Below are 18,674 nucleotides of genomic sequence, written 5' to 3'. Positions count from 1 at the left end.
AAACGGCAGCGTTAATCACCCGCTGCCGTTTTACCGATGTTATTTTGCTGAAACGTCTTGCCTGACGCTATGCTTTCTGTTTTGTTTCCAGACGAATGCGATCCTGATAATATTGTGTGATCTCATAGACGGCATAATCGATGAGCAGCATGATTCTCATCACGGAGTCGATCGCCTGATTGTGCTCGATGGCGTTGATAAAAATCGCCTGAAATTCCGCATAAAGCCACATATGACGGCGCATCATGTTTAAGGCGTAAATGGATTCATGCAGCGGAACGCCCATTTCGTAACAGGTTCTCGCGTAGTGCATGAAGAATTCCTGCGCCTTGTCATAACGATTGGGGGCAACCAGCATATTTCTTAACTGGCTGTAGAATTTAATAGCCTGCAACACCAGCTTCTCGTCAGGAATGTCCTGATAATGGGTGGTTCTTTTGTTCTTCTTGACATCGGCGGCCCAATGCCCCGCTATTTCATCAATATTGGCTTCCAGTACATCCAGCAGCTTAATCGATTCTACCATATTATGTTCTCCTCTCTCCAATGATAAGGCCGTATAGGGAAACGGAAATTATTTCTTGCCTTTTTCCTTTTTCATCAATTCCTGATATTCCTTGGTTACTTCATAGATAGCATAATCAAAAAGCAGGATGGTGCGGCTTAAAGTATCCAGCGCCTGCCGCTGGTCAATGCCGGAACTGAAGATCGTCTGGAACTCAGCATATAACCAGATGTGCCTCCTCAAAAGAATAAGTGCATACACCGCTTCGTCCATGGAGATTTTCAGGGCGAAACTTTCCTGAGCATAAGTGCGAAAATATTTTAATGTGCCTTCACTGATCTTTTCTTCGGCAAACATTTTACTGAAATTGTGATAAAATTTTACCCCCTGATTCATAATGGTCTCTTCATCAAGTTCCTTATACCTTTTTGTCCGGGCATTGTTTTGCACATCCATCGTCCATCTTTTGGCCATCCTCCCTGCGTGTTTTTCGGCCAGTTCCACATACTTAATGGCGTAGGTCTTCATGCTTTATCTCCTTTCCGTTTGATAGGTACCTAGAAAGATCTCTTTGATTTTAATATAAATCATGAAATGCAAATTGACAATAGGAAATTGTCACAAAACCACCGGTCACGGGTAATTCTTGACACATTCCTGTTATTTCCATATAGATTACGAAAACGAATGCCCATCCGCCTGTGACGACCACAAAACAGGCGGTCATGACCGGTCAGGAGAGATGCATAATTTCACACGTGCTTCCCTTGCGGCACACGATTCCGGTCTTTGGCTGACGTTGGTTGCCCGCGCTATCCTTCAATAAACGCGAATGGACATGACAAGGACGTATCATGATAAACAAACCACGCATTCTCTTCATGGGGACACCGGCTTTCGCTCTGCCCGCCCTGGAAATACTGCATAACCATCATTACCCGATCATTGCGGTTACCACACAGCCGGACCGTCCCGCGGGACGGGGACAAAAAGAAGTGGCCCCGCCAATAAAACTGCTGGCACAGAAACTGGGACTGCCGGTCTTGCAGCCAACTAAGGTTAAAAATCAGGATTTTCTGGAAACGCTTTATTCGCTCAATCCCGACATGATCGTCGTATCAGCCTTTGGCCAGATCCTCCCCAAAGTGATCATCGATTTTCCCAAGATGGGGTGCCTCAATATTCACCCGTCGCTTTTACCCAGATACCGTGGTGCGGCGCCGCTGAACTGGAGCATTATCCGCGGTGAAACCAAAACCGGTGTGACGATTATGATGATGGATGAAGGCATGGATTCGGGCGACATCCTGATGCAGGACGAAACACCGCTCGACGCCGCAGAAAACTACGGCGAACTTCATGACCGACTGGCAAATCTCGGTGCGCAGCTGCTCATCAAAACCATTGAGCAGGTGGCTGCCGGTACGGCTCAAAGACAAAAGCAGGATGCCTCCTGTGTCACCCTCGCCCCCCGACTGACCAAAGAAACAGGCAACATCAACTGGCACGACAAGATATTTAATGTTGTCAATCTCATCCGCGGCCTGAGCCCGACGCCTGCGGCTTATTCATCTCTGGACGGACAAACTCTGAAAATATTTACGGCTGAAGGTCAGCCGGGTTTAGCAGACCTGCCCCCCGGCGCCATCGGCCCCCCTTCACCCACAGGCCTGCCCGTTGCAGCAGCCGACGGTTATGTGATTTTAAAAGATGTCCAACTGGCCGGAAAAAAAAGAATGCCTGTTCATGAATTTCTGCGCGGGTATAAACTGAAACAGGGAAGTGTGTTAGGCTGAAGTGGAGCAAGAAGTGCCGAAACCGGCAGTTTACCCGGTATCTGCCCGAGGTATGAACGAAAGGCCACGCGCATTTGTGCTATAATCCATCAGGCCGTTAACCATCAGTTTTAAGGTTCAATATGAAGAAAACAATTCGCCATCAGGCCGTGGACATTTTAAATTCAGTTTCGCAAAGTCAGATCTTTGCCGGAGATTTGCTGGATGCAACACTGGAGCAACAGAAGCTTTCCGGTACGGCGGACGGACGTCTGCTCACGCATCTGGTGTACGGCGTTCTGCGCATGCAGGGCCATCTGGACTGGATCATTACCCAGCTCTATCGCGGCAATTATGCCAAAATGGAGGAAGTCGTTAGAAATATCCTGCGCACGGGACTTTATCAGATCAAATTCAGCGAACGGCTGCCGGCCTTTGCCGTGGTGGATGAAGCCGTCAAAATAGCTAAAAAGGCCGCTCCGGCTGCCGACGGATTGACAAACGCCGTTTTGAGAAACTACCTGCGCAACACGGAAAAAATTTCCTTTCCCTCTTTAGAGAAAAATCCGGCTGAACATATTGCTGCATTCTATTCCCATCCGCTGTGGCTAGTTAAAATATGGCTCGATATTTTTGGCGCAGAAGAAACACTATCGTTGTGTAAAGCCGATAATGAATTGCCGCCTTTGACACTCCGCGCCAATTCTTTGAAAATTTCAAGGGAAGAACTGGAAAACAAGCTGAAAGCTGAAGATTTCATTTGCACGCCGACCCAATTTTCACCCGACGGCATCAACCTTCCCGATCCTCCAAGACCTGTTCAAAAAACGACCTTCTTTAAAGAGGGCCTTTTACGTCTTCAGGACGAGGCAGCTCAACTGGTTTCCTATCTGGTCAGCCCTCTTTGCGGTCAAAACATTCTGGATGTTTGTGCGGGCAGCGGCGGTAAGACGGGACATCTGGCGGCCCTCATGAAAAACGAAGGCCGGATTGTAGCCCTGGATCGGGATGCGGGGAAAATAGCACAATTGAAAAAAGATGCATCAAGAATGGGAATTTCAATCATTGAACCCCTGCAGGCTGACCTGAACCGGCCTCTGTCCGCTGAATTCATCGAAAAATTTGATCATGTTCTGGTGGATGCGCCTTGCTCCGGCACCGGTACGCTCCGACGCAACCCGGAAATCAAATGGCGGCTCACGACCTCCGACTTGAATACGTTGTCGAAAGCCCAGATCAGGATATTACACAATGCTGCAAGCGCTGTTAAAAAGGGCGGTCATCTGATTTATTGCACTTGTTCCATACTCCCTCATGAAAACGAAGAAGTGATCCGGCCTTTTTTGACGGATCATCCGCATTTTGCCGTTATAGCACCCCCTGCCGCCATCCCTGGCAGCCTCATGGATAGCCGTGGTTTTTTAAGGACTTACCCTCATCGCCATCATACGGATGGTTTTTTTGGTGCCGTTTTACGCCACCGGATTTAAATTGACGAATTCGGCACAATCATGCTAGCTTACGCTCCCATAATTTATAAAGGAGCGTTTATGTTTGTAGAACAGATGCAGGTCGGCCACATGGCGGTTTTCGCCTACCTGGTCGGGGATTCCGTTACCGGCGACGCGCTGGTCATTGACCCGGCCGACAACACTCACGAAATACTTGCAAAGGCCGCAAAAAACAATTTGCGCATTAACTACATCGTTAACACACACGGCCATGTGGATCACATTGGCGGGAACGCCGGGATGAAGAAGCTTACCGGCGCTCAAATCATTGTTCATGAAGATGACGCCATCATGCTCACCTCCACACCTGCAGCAATGCTGCGTATGTTCGGGGCAGCACAGTCGCCGGCTCCCGATATTCTGGTCCGGGACGGCCAGATGATTTCCGTCGGCAATGTCGATCTGAAGGTCATTCACACGCCCGGCCACTCCCCCGGCGGCATGTGCCTTTACACGCCCGGTTATATTTTTACCGGCGACACTCTCTTTGTAGAAGCCGTCGGCCGCACCGATTTGCCCGGCGGTTCCTGGCAAACCATGTATAACGCAATCAAGACAAAGCTTTTTACTTTGCCTGATGAAACCAAAGTCATGCCAGGCCACAATTACGGCCGGACACCGACGTCCACCATTGGCCATGAAAAAAAGCATAACCCCTCAGTTCGCTAAAGGAGCAGACGACCTATGACTAAAAGTATTTCACAGACGAATTTTCCGAAACTAAAATTCCTCAATCGAGGCAAGGTGCGTGACCTTTATGCCGTTAAAGACTATCTGCTCCTCGTGGCCACCGACCGGATCTCGGCCTTCGACGTCATTATGCCCAATCCGATTCCGGGCAAAGGCGTGATCCTCAACAAAATGTCCGCATTCTGGTTTAAACAAATGGAGGATATTATCGGCAACCATATTATATCAACGGACGCCGCGGACTTTCCGCCGGAGTGTGCGCCCTATTTCGAAACGCTCAAGGGCCGCAGCATGCTGGTTAAAAAGGCGACCCCCCTGCCGGTGGAGTGTATCGTGCGCGGATATTTATCCGGCTCGGGCTGGAATGATTACCGCCACAGTCAGACTGTTTCCGGAATCAAACTACCGGAAGGCTTGAAGGAATCCTGCCGCCTGCCTCAAACCATTTTTACGCCGACGACGAAAGCGCCGGAAGGCGATCACGACTCGCCAATCACCCATTCCGAGATGGAAGACATTATCGGGGCGGAGCTCACCGCTAAGGTTATCAAAATATCCCTGGCGATTTACGAACGGGCGGCAGCAATCGCTTTGAAAGCCGGCATTATCATCGCGGACACCAAGATGGAATTCGGTTTGCTTGGCCAGGAATTGATTCTGATCGATGAATTACTTACACCCGATTCGTCCCGCTTCTGGCCGGCCGATGAATACGAAGAAGGCCGGTCACAGAGAAGTTTTGATAAACAGTTTTTACGCGATTATCTGCTTTCCATTCGCTGGAACCAGAAACCGCCCGCACCCGAATTACCGCCGGACATTATCGAAAAAACCAGGGCAAAATATGAAGAGGCATTCTCCCGCCTTGTAAAATAATATTTTGACCATTGACAGAAACCAAACCATTATTACATTACCACGTGCTTATCCGCATGATGTTATTTTTTCAGGAGGAATTCCTTGAGTATAAGAAAACTGCCGGATTACCGACTAAAACAAAAAATATTATACATAGACAAGACATCCGCTGATTCACTTGTCAGCTACGGGGATTTATATCTGGAAGGAGGAGCGCTCTCCGATGCGCTGGACTTCTATGCCAAAGCCGGCCATACAGCCGGCGTGCAAAAGATTAAAGATCTTGCACTTAAAAGCGGCGACACGTTTCTTTTCCAGAGCGCAGCCAAGGCGCAGGGTATTGAACTTCGAGACGCCGACTGGGAAGATATCGCGCAAAAGGCAACCGAACTTAAAAAATATTTATTTGCAAAGCATGCGCTGGAAAAAACCAACAACGCGGAATTATTAAACGCGCTGATGATTAAGATAAAAGCGGAGGAAGTAAAACAAAGCGCATGACCAAAAAGGATTATTACGAAATTCTGGGTGTCGGGAAAACAGCCTCGGATGAAGAACTCAAAAAAAATTACCGGAAGATAGCCATGCAGTGTCATCCCGACAAAAACCCGGGAGACAAGCAGGCGGAAGAAAAATTCAAGGAAGCCGCCGAAGCCTATGAAGTCTTAAGCGACAAACAGAAAAGGGAAATCTACGATCATTACGGCCACGCCGGTTTAAGCAACACCGGTTTCCAGGGGTTCAGCGGTTTTGATGATGTTTTCTCCAATTTTGGCGATATTTTTGAAGATGTATTCGGGTTCGGCCATCAGCGCGGTCGCGGAAGGACGAGGCAAACGGCCCGTGCCGGCGCTGATTTGCGTTACGACCTGAAAATATCTTTTCTCAATGCGGCCTTTGGTCTGACGACGACCATCGATCTGGAAAAGCTTTACACCTGCCATGAATGTCAGGGATCAGGCGCAGCGGCCGGCAGCTCGCCTTCGACCTGCCCAACCTGCCATGGAAGAGGTCAAGTCGTTCAATCGAGCGGTTTTTTCACCATCAGTTCCACCTGTCCCCATTGTCACGGTCATGGCAAATTTATAACCAAACCCTGTAATAACTGCCGCGGCACGGGCAAAGAGCAGCAGCGCAAAACAGTCGAATTAAAAATTCCCGCCGGCGTGGAAACCGGTTCACGGCTGCGTCTTCGCGGTGAAGGCGAAGCAGGAGACCAGGGCGGTCCCAGCGGCGATCTGTATGTCTTCTTGCATGTGGAAGATCATGATTTCTTTGATCGCTCAGGCGATGATATTATCTGCCGTGTTCCCATCTCTTTTGTTCAGGCTGCATTGGGTGCAACCCTTGAAGTGCCCACGTTAAAAGAAACCGAGAAAATCAAAATCCCCAGAGGCACCCAGACAGGCCGTACATTCCGTCTTAAAGGCAAAGGGATCCCTCATTTGCAGGGATATGGCCGGGGAGATCAGATCATTGAAGTCTTTGTGCAGATTCCAACGGAGTTGACAAGAAAGCAGGAAGATCTTCTCCGGGAATTTGAAAAGCTCAGATAGTGATATCCTGACATAATAGGGTTGCAATCCATTGAACAATATGTTTAAAAAGACAAACTCAAATGGTTTGGAGGGGCAAATATGAAAAGGAATTTATATTCATTTTTTATTCTATTATCCGCTCTTTTTCTTTTTTCCGGTTGCGCGGTTCTGGCGGTAGGCGGAGCAGCGGTCAGCGCGGGCACCGGCACGTTTCTCTATATCGATGGCGAGCTTAAAACAGACTACGCTGCTTCTTTCGATAAAACCTGGAGTGCTTGTGAAAAAATGGTCGCTGATATGCGCGGCATGGAAGTCCGGCCTGTAAAAGAAATCGCCCAGGGAAAAATCACGACGGTCATCAATGATGAAAAGGTAAAGATCGAAGTTACCTATCGGACAAAAGATCAGACCAACGTCTCTATCCGTGTGGGCCTGGTTGGAGATAAGCTGTCGTCCCAGCGTCTCCACGATAAAATTGCCGAAAACCTGGCCAAGAATTAATTTTCTACAAATAAAATAAAGGCCCGGCTAAGCATTCTCATGAATAAGAAACTCATTTTCGGCATTGTGCTCGGCATTGTGCTGATCTACTTCTCTGTTCGGGGAATCAATTTTAATGAAACCTTTTCTCACCTGAAGAAAATCCATCTGGGTTATGTGGCATTATCTCTTTTCTTTATCATTTTCATGCAGATATTGCGATCCTACCGATGGGGGGTTATTCTGCAGCCGATGGAAAAGATCTCTCAGTTTAACCTCTTTTCCGTAACCTGCGTCGGGTTTCTGGCTATTACAGCAATACCTGCGCGCATTGGCGAACTGGCCAGGCCCTATCTGATCGCGAAAAAAAGTTCTATCAAAATGTCTTCGGCGCTCGGCACAGTCGTTGTGGAAAGGGTGCTGGACAGTCTGTCCATACTGACCATTACCATTGTTGTTCTTATGCTCAATGATTTGCCGTCCTGGATGATCAAATCCGGCATCATTTTTTTTATGCTGACCCTGCTGATGATTGCCGTTGTTGTCGGATTAGTCTGGCGCAGAGATAATGCCGTTAAAATCATTGACCGGATTTTACGTCTGTTGCCCGGAAAGCTCGCGCAAAAAGTGAATAACGTCATCCATCATTTCATTGATGGTTTTCTGGTCATTGCCGACGTAAAGAGACTTATGTACCTATTGTTCCTGTCCGCCGTGGTCTGGCTTACGGATGTTGCCGCGATTTATTCTCTGCTTCTGGCCTTCGGTTTTGACCTGCCGGTTCTGGCAGCCTTCATTATCATGGTCATCCTGGTTGCGGGCATCGCGATTCCGACGGCGCCGGGTTTTATCGGCAACTGGCATTACGCCTGTATTCTGGGATTGAGCCTGTTTAACATTGCCAAACCGGAAGCTTTTTCCTTCGCCCTTGTTTATCACTTCCTGTCAATTTTCGTAATAGTCGCCCTGGGCACGGCCTTCCTGCCCTTTAATAAATTTTCCATTTCCGATATGACAAAGCAGATGAATAAGACTGAAGGCTGAAGGCCGAAGGTTACAGGGATGTGCTTCGCACTTCATCTGAAATAAAAAACATAAAGGGGTAAGACGTTGCATGCAATGTCTTACCCCTTACCTTTTGGCCTTCAGCCTTCAGCCTGTTTCTTTCGTCACCACCTTCAGGCTTTTAAGCTTTTTATGCAGGTTGCTGCGTTCCAGACCGATGGCTTCGGCTGTTCTGGAAATATTGCCGTCGTATTCTTCCAGTTTTTTTATAATAAACTGTCTTTCGAAATCCAGTCTGGCGTCCCTTAAAGAATCGCTGGCCATGGATGACTCCGGTGTTCCGGAACCCTGCTCCGTTCTTACATTGAGTTCAGGAATATCATCCGTGTTGATTTCATTGGACGGCGTCATAATAATTAATCTTTCAATAATATTTTTCAGTTCACGGACATTGCCGGGCCAGTCATGTTCCATTAATTTTTTTAAAGCGCCAACCGTCAGGGTTTTCGGCTGCTGACCCTCTTTCGCGGCAAAGTCCTGAAGAAAACGCTGCGTCAGATAAGGAATATCTTCCTTTCTGTCTCTGAGCGGCGGTACATGCAGAGGAATAACGTGCAGACGATAATAGAGATCCTGCCGGAAGCGGCCCGCATCCATTTCTTTTTCCAGATCTTTATTCGTCGCGGCCAAAACCCGTACATCCATATCGATAACTTTATTTCCACCGACTCTCTCGAATTTCTTCTCCTGCAGGATCCGCAAAATTTTTGCCTGCGCTTTGAGACTCATGTCGGCAACTTCATCAAGAAAGATAGTTCCTTCGTGGGCCAGATCAAATTTACCGCGCTTTTTTTCGGTCGCGCCGGTAAAGGCGCCTTTTTCGTGTCCGAATAATTCGCTCTCGATCAGTTCCTCGGGTATCGCCGCACAGTTGACTTCCACAATAGGTTTGTGCGACCGGCGGCTTAAATGATGGATGGAACGCGCCACCAGTTCTTTTCCCGTGCCGTTTTCACCCATAATCAGAATCCACGCATTGGTCGGCGCAACAATACTGATCATCTCCTTAAGATCGTTAATAACCTGACTGTTTCCGGTTAACTCATACTGATGCGATACCTTTTGCTTTAAAAGAATGTTTTCTTCTTCCAGGCGAACCACGTTCAACGCGTTGTTTACCAGAATAATCACTTTGTCCAGCGACAGGGGTTTTTCAATGAAGTCAAACGCACCGAGTTTGGTTGCCTTCACCGCTGTTTCAATAGTGCCGTGGCCGGACATCATGATGATTAAAACATTCGGATGAGCGGCATGAATGGCTTTGAGCGCTTCCAATCCGTCAATACCCGGCAGCCAGATATCCAGCAGGACCAGCTGCGGCATTTCTTCGGCGACAACCTTAATCGCCTCTTCGCCGCTGCCCGCCACCAGCACCTGATAGCCTTCGTCCTCCAGAATGCCCCTCAACGACCGGCAAATCTCAACTTCATCATCTACGACCAGAATAGTTTCATTCATAATTTATACTCAACTTCGCTTTTACTTATAAATTATACTTCGGAAACAGGCAACTGAAAAGATACGATCGTTCCCGTCGGATAGTTGTCACTGACGCTGACCTGACCTTTGTGATCCGAAATGATGGAGCTGACAATAGCCAATCCAAGCCCCGTTCCGGACTTTTTGGTTGAAAAATACGGCTCGAATACTTTACGCTTGTAACTGGCCGGCACGCCGGCGCCGTCGTCCGCCACGGCTACGGTTACTTTTTTATGCGTCTCGTCATACCGGATGATCACACCGATATGGCCTGCTGTTTTATGGAGTGAGGCCACGGCATTATCCAGTAGATTGATCATGACGCGATTGATTTGTTCGGCATCCAAATTAAACTTCGGCAATCCTTCCGCCGGACTGTATTCAAACTGAATGTCCTTATGCGCATCCACAAAAAGCGTCACCGCATCGGACACTACGACATTCAAATCATTAGGGGCAAGCGTCGTCACGGGCATCCGCGCGTAACGGGAAAATTCATTAACCAGATTTTTAAGCACTTCCACCTGATCGATGATGGTCTGCGTGCATTCCTTGAAAACCGACCCGTCCTCCCCCAATTTATCACCGTACTTGCGCTGAAGCCTCTGAGCGGAAAGCTGCACGGGCGTGAGCGGATTTTTAATTTCATGCGCCATGCGTCTGGCCACTTCCCGCCAGGCCGCGGCGCGTTCCGCCTTCTGCAATTCCGTCAAATCTTCAAACACGACAACGATGCCTGAATCGTTGCCTTCTTCATCCTCAATCGTCGTCAAAGTCAAAAGCACCGTCAGCGCCTTGTCCCGCAGCATCATCTCCAGCTGCTTTTCCAGTATTCGCTCATTGTTCTCCTTCATTTCCAGTAAGAAGGAATCGACCAGCGCAAGATGCTCCTCCAGTAAAAGTTTTCGATAATTCCGGAAAAGAAACTGGGAGGCGTCTATCTCAAACATGGCTTCCGCGGCGCGGTTAATCGTCGTGATCATGCCGTTTTTATCAACCGAAATAATCCCGGCCGAAACATTGCGTAAAACGGCGGTAATGTATTTTCGCCGCTCTTCCAGAGAAATATTGGCCTCGATCAGGCCTGCTTTGCTTTTCTGCAGGTCATCCGTCATGGAATTGAATGATTTGACGAGAAGTCCGATTTCGTCATCCGCCTCGATCTCGATGCGGCTTGTCAGATCCCCCTGAGTAATTCTATTAGTCGCCAGGACAAGGTCCTGAATAGGATTTGTAATGGTTTTGGCAAGTGACAGACCAAACCATGTCGCCAGAAAAATTATGACCAGGGTTACAATCGACAGGGTTACAACATAATTAAACTTGATCGGATTTTTCAACACTTTGATCTGTCCGTATTGTTCGGAGGCATTGGCAATACCCCGTAGTTTATCGACAAATCCCTGCGGGACGCTGTAACTGACGGAAACACGGCCGATGACTTCCGTCGGGACAGCATAGGAGAAAACCGGCGCGACACCGACAATGACCTCCCCTGTGCTGATGGGGGTGACCGTGGATATTTCCTTCCCGGAATAAATATCCTCCAGCATTTTTGGCGACAGATAAATGGGGTTCGATGAGGAATTTTCAGCGTCGGCAAAAACGATGCTTTCGCCTTTAAAATCAAAATAAGCTTCCACCCTTCCGACTTTGTAATTTTTCTGACGCATAGAGAGCAAACTGTTAAGGTAATCGTCCCTTCCCGTTTCATAAAGACGGTTTTTGGTGATATCCGCGCTGATTTGACGGGCATTGAATTTGGCCAGTTCCTCCCCCTGCGTGTAATAGATCTGAGCGACTTCCAGAGATCGGTTCAAAGCATCGCCGATTTTGATATTGAACCAGAACTCAATAGAGTAGGAAAGAAAATTAATGGCAAACAAAAAAAGTAATATGGTCGGAACGAGCGACAGGCCGACAAACGCGGCAACCAGCTTGGTGCGCAGCTTGGAGCCGATAAGCCCCTTGCGGCGCTCGGAAAATAACTTAAAAATATTGCGGAGAATAAGAAAAAGCAAAAGCAGGATCAGGATAATATTGATGCTGGTCAGGCCGTAAACCAGAATATTGGCTGATATCGGCAGCTCTTTCCGGGAAGACAACTGACTGGCCAGGATCGTAAAAACGATCGCCAGGCAACCGACAATCAGCATGAGAATGCTTTCGCGCCGGCGCTTTCTTAATTCTTTTTCATCAAGATAGTCTCTTCTGGAGTTCTTTTTAATCTTCATGAGCTGATTTGATCAACTTTCCCGCCAATATCGAAACTGATGATTAATAGGAAAATCTTATCTTATACAAAGGCGTCTCAAAATCCCACAGTGACACAAAGAACAAGACATATTCCATATTGAAAGGCAACCGCACCTTATCGATTTTAACTTTGATCCGGGCATTGTAATTATGGCCTTTGGACAAATAAGAAATGGGGATCACGGAAATTCCATTCAAATCCGCCATGGCTTTTTGCGCGCTTTCAAAATCCTGGAGAATCACCGGCTGACTGTCACTGTTCGTGGTAATCGAAAATATTTTTTTCAAATTGTCATACTTGATAATACGGCGAATCTCCTTACTGACAACATGTTTATTCCACAGATAAGATCTTTCCTGATAGACATCCAGCTGAATCGTAAAGACAGCGGGCACACCGGCCAGGATGGCTGTTTCCATTTCTTTTTTAAAACAATCCACCAAACGTGCATACAAAAGCACATTTCCCGTATTATTGGTGATTAAAATATCCGTCATCCTGGGCGCCATATCCGCCTGAACCGATAACGGACCGGCAACCGTGATCAGTATCATCATCAAACAGGCACAAATCGCCTTCCCGAATCGGTCTTTATTATTTTTCATACAAACCATTTTCTTTCGATGAGAAGAATTGAGTTTTGCATCCGGCAAACAGCCATCGACATCAATAATCAGTATAGTTAACTTCATACGGCAAATGACCGCAAAGATACTAAGCCGCTGCCAATTTTTTTAATGGGGTATACTAGGTAACCTGCCAATAAAAATCAAGGTTAATTTAGACGGGACAAGTCTGTTGATGATTCAGCGCAAAACGATTAGATTTGCGCGGCATCCAGAATGGTGAATGATGGAATCCTGCAGGACGTAAATTTCGTTGATTGCGTTCGATCATATTCCTCGATAATTTCCCAATTGCTCTCATGTTGCATGAGTTCCCGCAATAAAAGATTATTCAGCCGGTGCCCCGATTTGTGCGCCACAAAGTGACCGATGATCGGCATTCCCAGCAAAAATAAATCGCCGATGGCGTCCAGTATTTTGTGTTTGACAAATTCATCAGGCATCCGCAGACCGTTTTTGTTGATAATTTTTTCATCGTCGAGAATAATCGCGTTGTCCAGCGATCCGCCCAACCCCAGGCCCCTGGCCTGTAAAAATTCAACTTCTTTCAAAAACCCGAAAGTTCTGGCGTCGCAAATCTTACCTTCATAGTTTTTATCGGTAAATATGAAACTGTAGGATTGTCTGCCGATGGCCTGGTGAGCAAAATCAATTTCATAGGTTATTTTAAATTCTTCAGAAGGCAGGAGCATGGCGCTGACATCTCCTTCTTTCACGAAGACAGGTTTTTTAATGAGCAGCATTTTTTTTGATTTTCCCTGCGGTCGTGTGCCCACTTCCTTGAGCATGTTGACAAAAGGACGGGAACTGCCGTCCATAATGGGTACTTCAAAAGAGTCGATTTCAATCAAGGCATTATCGAGCCCCATACCGCTGAATGCCGACAGAAGATGTTCTACGGTAGAGACCGTAACACCACCAGAACCCAGAGTAGTGGCCATGGTGGTATCACAAACCATCTCGAAATTGGCGATAATCGGTCTGGCGTCCGGCAGATCCTTTCGGATAAAAACGATACCGGTATCAACCGGCGCCGGTTTAATCTTCATATTAACTTTGCGGCCGGTATGTAAACCGATACTGGTGCAAAGTATTTCTTTTTTCAGTGTACGTTGCAAATGCATATTGAACCTTTATTTAAAGACTGAATTCCTAATTCAGCAATAACCGTACCAAATTAAGCCGCAGGGAATTATCATGGCAACATCATGTATATATTATTATTTTAAATTACGTTCACGAATCGGCCCCTCGCTTTTCAGCCTTTCTGTGGCCAAAACGACACACCCGGCCCCGGCCGCGACCACGACCTAAAATATATTGATTTCTTTACAGAATCTTTCCTTTTCGCTATAGATACAACCGCAATATGGCTGGCGATACATCTCTAACTCCTTGGAAATCTTAACGCCTTCATTCCAGCCACTGCGGAAATCCTGATAGTGAAAATGGATTCCCAGTTTATGCGCCAGCGTCTCACCAATCTCGTGGATCAAATCATGTTTTTGATAGCGGCTGTAGAGCAGTGTGGAAGTAAAAGCATCATAATTTTCTTTCCTGGCCTGTTCGGCCGTAAACTTCAAACGATCCGTCAGACAATAAACACATCGGTCTTTGGGGCGGGAGGCCACCTGATTTAAGAATTCTTCCAGAAGATAACCCTCCGGCCAGGTGACATTTAAAAGAATTTTCTCCGCATAGTCCTGAAGGGTTTGCTTACGACGTGAATATTCCAGATAAGGATGAATATTGGGATTGTAAAACAGGCCAGTCACATCATGACCGTGCGTCCTCAATTCCTTGAGCGGATAGATCGTGCAGGGTCCGCAGCAAATATGCATGAGCAGTTTCATAAAATAATCCCCTGAATCAGAACAGCTCTTTTTGAGCGCCGGACGCTTTCAGACCAAAATGGTTATAGGCTTTGGAACAGGCTATCCGGCCGCGCGCCGTCCTTTGCAGATATCCCTCCTGGATCAGGTAAGGCTCGTAAACATCTTCAATCGTCACTCTCTCTTCACCAATCGCCGCCGCAAGGCTCTCCACACCGACCGGCCCTCCATTGAATTTTTCAATCAACGCCAGAAGCAGTTTGCGATCCATCTGATCAAAACCTTTCTGATCGACTTCAAAAGCGTCCAGTGCTTCGCGGGCGATTTTCCCGTCAATGATTCCGTTTCCTTTTACTTCCGCATAGTCACGAACACGTTTGAGCAGCCGATTAGCAATACGAGGCGTTCCTCGCGCCCGCCCGGCCAACTCATCAGCGCCTGTGCCGATAAGTTTTACCCCCAGGATAGAGGCTGACCGCTGAATAATCACAGACAGTTCCTGCGGTGTATAGAATTCGAGCCGGAAGTGCATACCGAAACGGTCGCGAAGCGGCGAGGTCAGGGATCCCGCGCGCGTTGTCGCGCCTACCAGTGTGAATTTGGGAATGTCGAGTTTCATCGACCGGGCCGACGGCCCCTGTCCAATTAAAATATCAATGTGAAAATCTTCCATGGCCGGATACAGAATTTCTTCAACCACATGAGATAGTCTATGAATTTCATCGATAAAGAGCACCTCGTGCTCGTGCATATTCGTTAAAATCGCCGCCAGATCCCCCGGACGTTCAATCACCGGCCCGGAAGTCACCTTGATGTCCACATCCAATTCTCTGGCAATAATATAGGCCAGCGTGGTTTTGCCTAAACCCGGCGGGCCGTATAAAAGCACATGATCCAGCGACTCACGCCGCTTTCTGGCCGCTTCAATAAAAATCGACAGATTGCTTTTCACCTTGTCCTGTCCGACATAATCGATAAGTTTGGGCGGCCGTAGAGAATTCTCCAGATGGCTTTCGTCTTCGGCGCAAACCGGATCGATTAAAGGGTTTTTCAGATGGGCATCCATAGGTTTCTACCTTTTCCTGCCGGCCTCAACCGGCAAGAATGTTTAATGCTTTTTTCAAAAGCTGATCCATTGCCGGCTCTCCCTCCGCATCGCGCACGACCTTGTCGAGCGCGTCTCTGGCGGCATTGGCTTTATAACCCAAATTAACCAGCGCGGAAAGAACATCTTCCCGGATCATATCATTTTGCTTTTGCCGGGCATCCGTAACCGGAATCTGATCCGCCATCATCTTTTTAACGGCTTTTTCTTTGAGTTCCAGAATCAAGCGTTCAGCCATTTTCCGGCCGATGCCGGGAATGGTAATCAACTTAGCCAGATTACCGCCCGATATCGCTTCGAGCAATTCCGTGGAAGAAATACCGGAAAGAATATTCATGGCCACTTTCGGCCCGATCCCGCTGACGGAAATCATCAGCTGGAAAAGTTCACGCTCCTGGAGCGTGTAAAAACCGAACAGATTGATCGCATCCTCTTTAACGGACGTATGAATATGCAGGGTGACCGCCTCGCCTGCTTCGGGAAGCTCATAAAAAGTCGTGAGCGGTATAAAAACACGATAACCGACGCCCTGTGTGTCCACCACAATATGCGAAATGCCCTTGTAAGCAATTTTACCGGATAGCAGTGCGATCATATCAAATGGGCTGCTCCTTTACAAAGTTGGCCTGGCAGATGGCTGCGGCCAGGGCATCTGCGGCATCCGCGGGCGGCAGGGCATCGAGTTTTAAAATAGCCTTCACCATCATCTGCACCTGACGTTTTTCAGCCCGGCCATAGCCGACAACAGCCTTTTTAATTTCCAGCGGAGAATATTCAAAAACGGGAATACCGCAATCGGCGCAGGTAAAAATCACCACGCCCCGAACCTGGGCCTGCCGGATCAAACTGCGGACATTTTTACCATAGAAAATATTTTCCAGACAAACCGCCTGCGGGCTTGTTCCGGCAATGACCGCCCTGAGCTTGCTTGCAATATCCATTAAGACGTCAGACAAAAGCGAGGCTTTAGGAGGTTTAATTTCACCGTGAATAACATGACGCAGATAATTGCCGCTTTTATCAATCACCCCATAACCGGTCACAATGCTTCCGGGATCGATGCCTAAAATTCGCAAAATATCTACTTTCGTGAAAAATTGGTTTTTTAACTCAACTTTTCCATAACATCTTCATCAATATCAAAGTTGGAGTAAACATTCTGGACGTCATCATTGTCTTCCAGCTTCTCCATTAATTTCAGCATGGACTCCGCCTTGCCCGCTTCCAGTTTTACAGTATTGGAAGGAATCTTGCTGATGGACGCTTCCAGATGTTTGATGCCTTTATCGTCTATCGCCTTTTTTACGGCTTCAAAAGCCGCCGGCTCCGTGATTACCTCATATTCATTGCCTTCCGCCTTCACATCTTCCGCTCCGGCCTCCAGCGCCAGTTCCATGAGTTCGTCTTCACCGATAAGTTTTTTATCAATGACGATGCTCCCTTTTTTTGAGAATATCCAGGCCACACAGCCGTTTTCACCCAGATTGCCGCCATGTTTGGAGAAGATGTGGCGGATTTCCGCAACAGTCCTGTTTTTATTATCCGTCATGACATCGACAATAACCGCCGCGCCACCGGGACCGTAGCCTTCATAGGTGATTTCTTCATAAGCCGCCGCACCCTCACCGCCGCCGGTGCCCTTTTTGATGGCCCGATCGATGTTATCCTTGGGCATGTTTTCTTCCTTGGCCGCCATGACCGCCTGTCTCAAACGGGAATTCCCTTCCATGTCGCCGCCGCCCAAACGTGCCGCCAGAGTGATTTCTTTAATAATTTTGGTAAATATTTTACCGCGTTTGGCGTCAATCGCCCCTTTTTTCCTTTTGATGGTGCTCCATTTAGAATGGCCGGACATATTTTCTAACTCCTGAAAAAAGATAATCTTGCATATTTTTTTGCCTCATAGCATAAGGCGGTAACGATGTAAAGTTAAATACATTTTCACCATGAGGTTTAACCCATGAAATCCTACCGTGAAGAATTATGGTTTAACATTCCCGAACGGAGAGCCTTCATTAATATCACGCATCAGGTTGAAGCCTGTTTGCAGGAAAGCGGAATTGCAGAGGGTTTAATACTTATAAACGCGATGCACATCACCGCGTCGGTATTCATCAACGACGACGAATCAGGCCTCCACCAGGACTATGAAAAATGGTTGGAAAAGCTGGCACCGCATGAACCGTTATCTCATTATCTCCATAACCGCACCGGAGAGGATAATGGAGACGCTCATTTAAAAAGACAGATCATGGGACGAGAGGTGGTTGTTGCCGTGACCCGCGGCAAACTGGATTTCGGACCGTGGGAACAGATTTTCTACGGGGAGTTTGACGGCGGCAGAAAGAAAAGAGTGCTTGTCAAAATCATCGGCGAATAAGATCGTTATACGTGAGGCATCGTTCGTATCTCGTCAACAGGAAACAACTGGTGATCTTTAGTTTGTCACCAGCGCTCTCAATCCTTCACGAAATGCGAAATACGAGATACGATTGACGAACGACGAAATCAGGGTTTATCCGCCTTGATCACATTGGGAGTGTCTTTTGCGCCGAGATAAAAGACAACCAGTTTAACCGGAACTTTCCCATGATTGATGCCATTGTGATTAAGCTTAACGACCTCAATAATGGCCTCGCCTTCTTTAAACTCGGATGTTTTCCCGCCCTCTATCTGCACCGAAAGCGTCCCGGCCATGACATAAGCGTAAACAGCTATCGGATGGCTGTGCCAGCCCGTCTCGGCCCCCGGAGCAATATCCACGACCATGACGGTTACCCTGGGATGATCGGTATCCTGATAATCAATAAGCTGGCCATTGCTCATCGTCTCCGTCTCGAGGATGACCTTTGCCTGCACACCAGTGTCATATCCGGCGGCCGCTGCGATTCCGAAAGGCAGCAGCAGCATGAAACCTGTCCATGCCCACACACGTTTTTTTATCAACGGCATA

The 18,674-nt window shown here is 47.6% G+C and carries 21 protein-coding genes; 9 read left to right on the top strand and 12 right to left on the bottom strand.

Annotation, left to right across the window (positions count from 1 at the left end):
* Positions 1 to 67: 67 nt before the first annotated feature.
* Together CVU71_05265 and CVU71_05260 are read right to left on the bottom strand one after the other, a co-directional pair.
* Complete coding sequence (locus tag CVU71_05265; GenBank protein PKN19784.1) at positions 68 to 526, bottom strand: hypothetical protein; 459 nt, start codon at positions 524 to 526, stop codon at positions 68 to 70.
* Positions 527 to 574: 48 nt separating this feature from the next.
* Positions 575 to 1,033, bottom strand: a complete 459-nt coding sequence (locus CVU71_05260; GenBank protein ID PKN19783.1) for a hypothetical protein — start codon at positions 1,031 to 1,033, stop codon at positions 575 to 577.
* A 329-nt stretch (positions 1,034 to 1,362) separates the two neighbouring features.
* On the opposite strand from CVU71_05260, the gene CVU71_05255 reads away from it, so the two are divergent.
* The 8 genes from CVU71_05255 to CVU71_05220 all read left to right on the top strand — a co-directional run bounded on the left by CVU71_05255 (position 1,363) and on the right by CVU71_05220 (position 8,401).
* Positions 1,363 to 2,301, top strand: coding sequence for a methionyl-tRNA formyltransferase (locus CVU71_05255; GenBank protein ID PKN20079.1), 939 nt, complete (start codon positions 1,363 to 1,365; stop codon positions 2,299 to 2,301).
* Between the two features lie 122 nt (positions 2,302 to 2,423).
* The gene (locus CVU71_05250) at positions 2,424 to 3,770 is read left to right on the top strand and encodes a 16S rRNA (cytosine(967)-C(5))-methyltransferase RsmB (GenBank protein ID PKN19782.1); all 1,347 of its coding nucleotides are present in this window, start codon (positions 2,424 to 2,426) and stop codon (positions 3,768 to 3,770) included.
* 60 nt (positions 3,771 to 3,830) lie between these two features.
* Complete coding sequence (locus tag CVU71_05245) at positions 3,831 to 4,460, top strand: hydroxyacylglutathione hydrolase (GenBank protein ID PKN19781.1); 630 nt, start codon at positions 3,831 to 3,833, stop codon at positions 4,458 to 4,460.
* Between the two features lie 15 nt (positions 4,461 to 4,475).
* Positions 4,476 to 5,357 (top strand): phosphoribosylaminoimidazolesuccinocarboxamide synthase, encoded by an 882-nt coding sequence (locus CVU71_05240; GenBank protein ID PKN19780.1) that lies wholly within the window; start codon positions 4,476 to 4,478, stop codon positions 5,355 to 5,357.
* An 84-nt stretch (positions 5,358 to 5,441) separates the two neighbouring features.
* Complete coding sequence (locus tag CVU71_05235; GenBank protein ID PKN19779.1) at positions 5,442 to 5,840, top strand: hypothetical protein; 399 nt, start codon at positions 5,442 to 5,444, stop codon at positions 5,838 to 5,840.
* The gene (dnaJ, locus tag CVU71_05230) at positions 5,837 to 6,895 is read left to right on the top strand and encodes a molecular chaperone DnaJ (protein ID PKN19778.1); all 1,059 of its coding nucleotides are present in this window, start codon (positions 5,837 to 5,839) and stop codon (positions 6,893 to 6,895) included. Before CVU71_05235 ends, dnaJ begins: the two co-directional genes overlap by 4 nt.
* Positions 6,896 to 6,976: 81 nt before the next feature.
* Positions 6,977 to 7,378, top strand: coding sequence for a hypothetical protein (locus tag CVU71_05225; GenBank protein PKN19777.1), 402 nt, complete (start codon positions 6,977 to 6,979; stop codon positions 7,376 to 7,378).
* Between the two features lie 39 nt (positions 7,379 to 7,417).
* Positions 7,418 to 8,401: a hypothetical protein gene (locus CVU71_05220; protein ID PKN19776.1), complete on the top strand. Its 984-nt coding sequence runs from the start codon at positions 7,418 to 7,420 to the stop codon at positions 8,399 to 8,401.
* Between the two features lie 108 nt (positions 8,402 to 8,509).
* Here the strand turns inward: CVU71_05220 and CVU71_05215 are convergent, their stop codons facing one another.
* From CVU71_05215 to CVU71_05175, 9 genes are all read right to left on the bottom strand, one after another.
* Positions 8,510 to 9,880, bottom strand: coding sequence for a Fis family transcriptional regulator (locus CVU71_05215; protein ID PKN19775.1), 1,371 nt, complete (start codon positions 9,878 to 9,880; stop codon positions 8,510 to 8,512).
* A gap of 32 nt (positions 9,881 to 9,912) precedes the next feature.
* Positions 9,913 to 12,135: a PAS domain-containing sensor histidine kinase gene (locus tag CVU71_05210; protein PKN19774.1), complete on the bottom strand. Its 2,223-nt coding sequence runs from the start codon at positions 12,133 to 12,135 to the stop codon at positions 9,913 to 9,915.
* Between the two features lie 43 nt (positions 12,136 to 12,178).
* A complete protein-coding gene (locus CVU71_05205; protein ID PKN19773.1) occupies positions 12,179 to 12,850 on the bottom strand; it encodes a hypothetical protein in 672 nt (223 codons plus the stop codon).
* A 128-nt stretch (positions 12,851 to 12,978) separates the two neighbouring features.
* A complete protein-coding gene (locus CVU71_05200; GenBank protein PKN19772.1) occupies positions 12,979 to 13,908 on the bottom strand; it encodes a UDP-3-O-[3-hydroxymyristoyl] N-acetylglucosamine deacetylase in 930 nt (309 codons plus the stop codon).
* 186 nt (positions 13,909 to 14,094) lie between these two features.
* Positions 14,095 to 14,637 (bottom strand): hypothetical protein, encoded by a 543-nt coding sequence (locus CVU71_05195; protein ID PKN19771.1) that lies wholly within the window; start codon positions 14,635 to 14,637, stop codon positions 14,095 to 14,097.
* A 16-nt stretch (positions 14,638 to 14,653) separates the two neighbouring features.
* Positions 14,654 to 15,682 (bottom strand): Holliday junction branch migration DNA helicase RuvB, encoded by a 1,029-nt coding sequence (locus tag CVU71_05190; GenBank protein PKN19770.1) that lies wholly within the window; start codon positions 15,680 to 15,682, stop codon positions 14,654 to 14,656.
* 25 nt (positions 15,683 to 15,707) lie between these two features.
* Positions 15,708 to 16,316, bottom strand: coding sequence for a Holliday junction branch migration protein RuvA (locus CVU71_05185; protein PKN19769.1), 609 nt, complete (start codon positions 16,314 to 16,316; stop codon positions 15,708 to 15,710).
* 1 nt (position 16,317) lies between these two features.
* A complete protein-coding gene (locus CVU71_05180; GenBank protein PKN19768.1) occupies positions 16,318 to 16,797 on the bottom strand; it encodes a crossover junction endodeoxyribonuclease RuvC in 480 nt (159 codons plus the stop codon).
* 29 nt (positions 16,798 to 16,826) lie between these two features.
* Entirely contained in the window at positions 16,827 to 17,576 is a 750-nt protein-coding gene (locus tag CVU71_05175; protein PKN19767.1) for a YebC/PmpR family DNA-binding transcriptional regulator, read from the bottom strand.
* Between the two features lie 105 nt (positions 17,577 to 17,681).
* Between CVU71_05175 and CVU71_05170 the strand changes: the two genes are divergently transcribed.
* On the top strand, positions 17,682 to 18,101 hold the full coding sequence (locus tag CVU71_05170) for a secondary thiamine-phosphate synthase enzyme (GenBank protein ID PKN19766.1): 420 nt from the start codon (positions 17,682 to 17,684) through the stop codon (positions 18,099 to 18,101).
* Between the two features lie 128 nt (positions 18,102 to 18,229).
* On the opposite strand, the gene CVU71_05165 is transcribed toward CVU71_05170, so the two are convergent.
* The gene (locus CVU71_05165; protein ID PKN19765.1) at positions 18,230 to 18,673 is read right to left on the bottom strand and encodes a cupin domain-containing protein; all 444 of its coding nucleotides are present in this window, start codon (positions 18,671 to 18,673) and stop codon (positions 18,230 to 18,232) included.
* Position 18,674: the final 1 nt, after the last annotated feature.

This window comes from Deltaproteobacteria bacterium HGW-Deltaproteobacteria-6 (assembly GCA_002840435.1).
Taxonomy (GTDB): domain Bacteria; phylum Desulfobacterota; class Syntrophia; order Syntrophales; family Smithellaceae; genus UBA8904.
The sequence above is the reverse complement of the archived record's forward strand: the minus strand, read 5'-3'. Positions and strand labels throughout refer to the sequence as shown.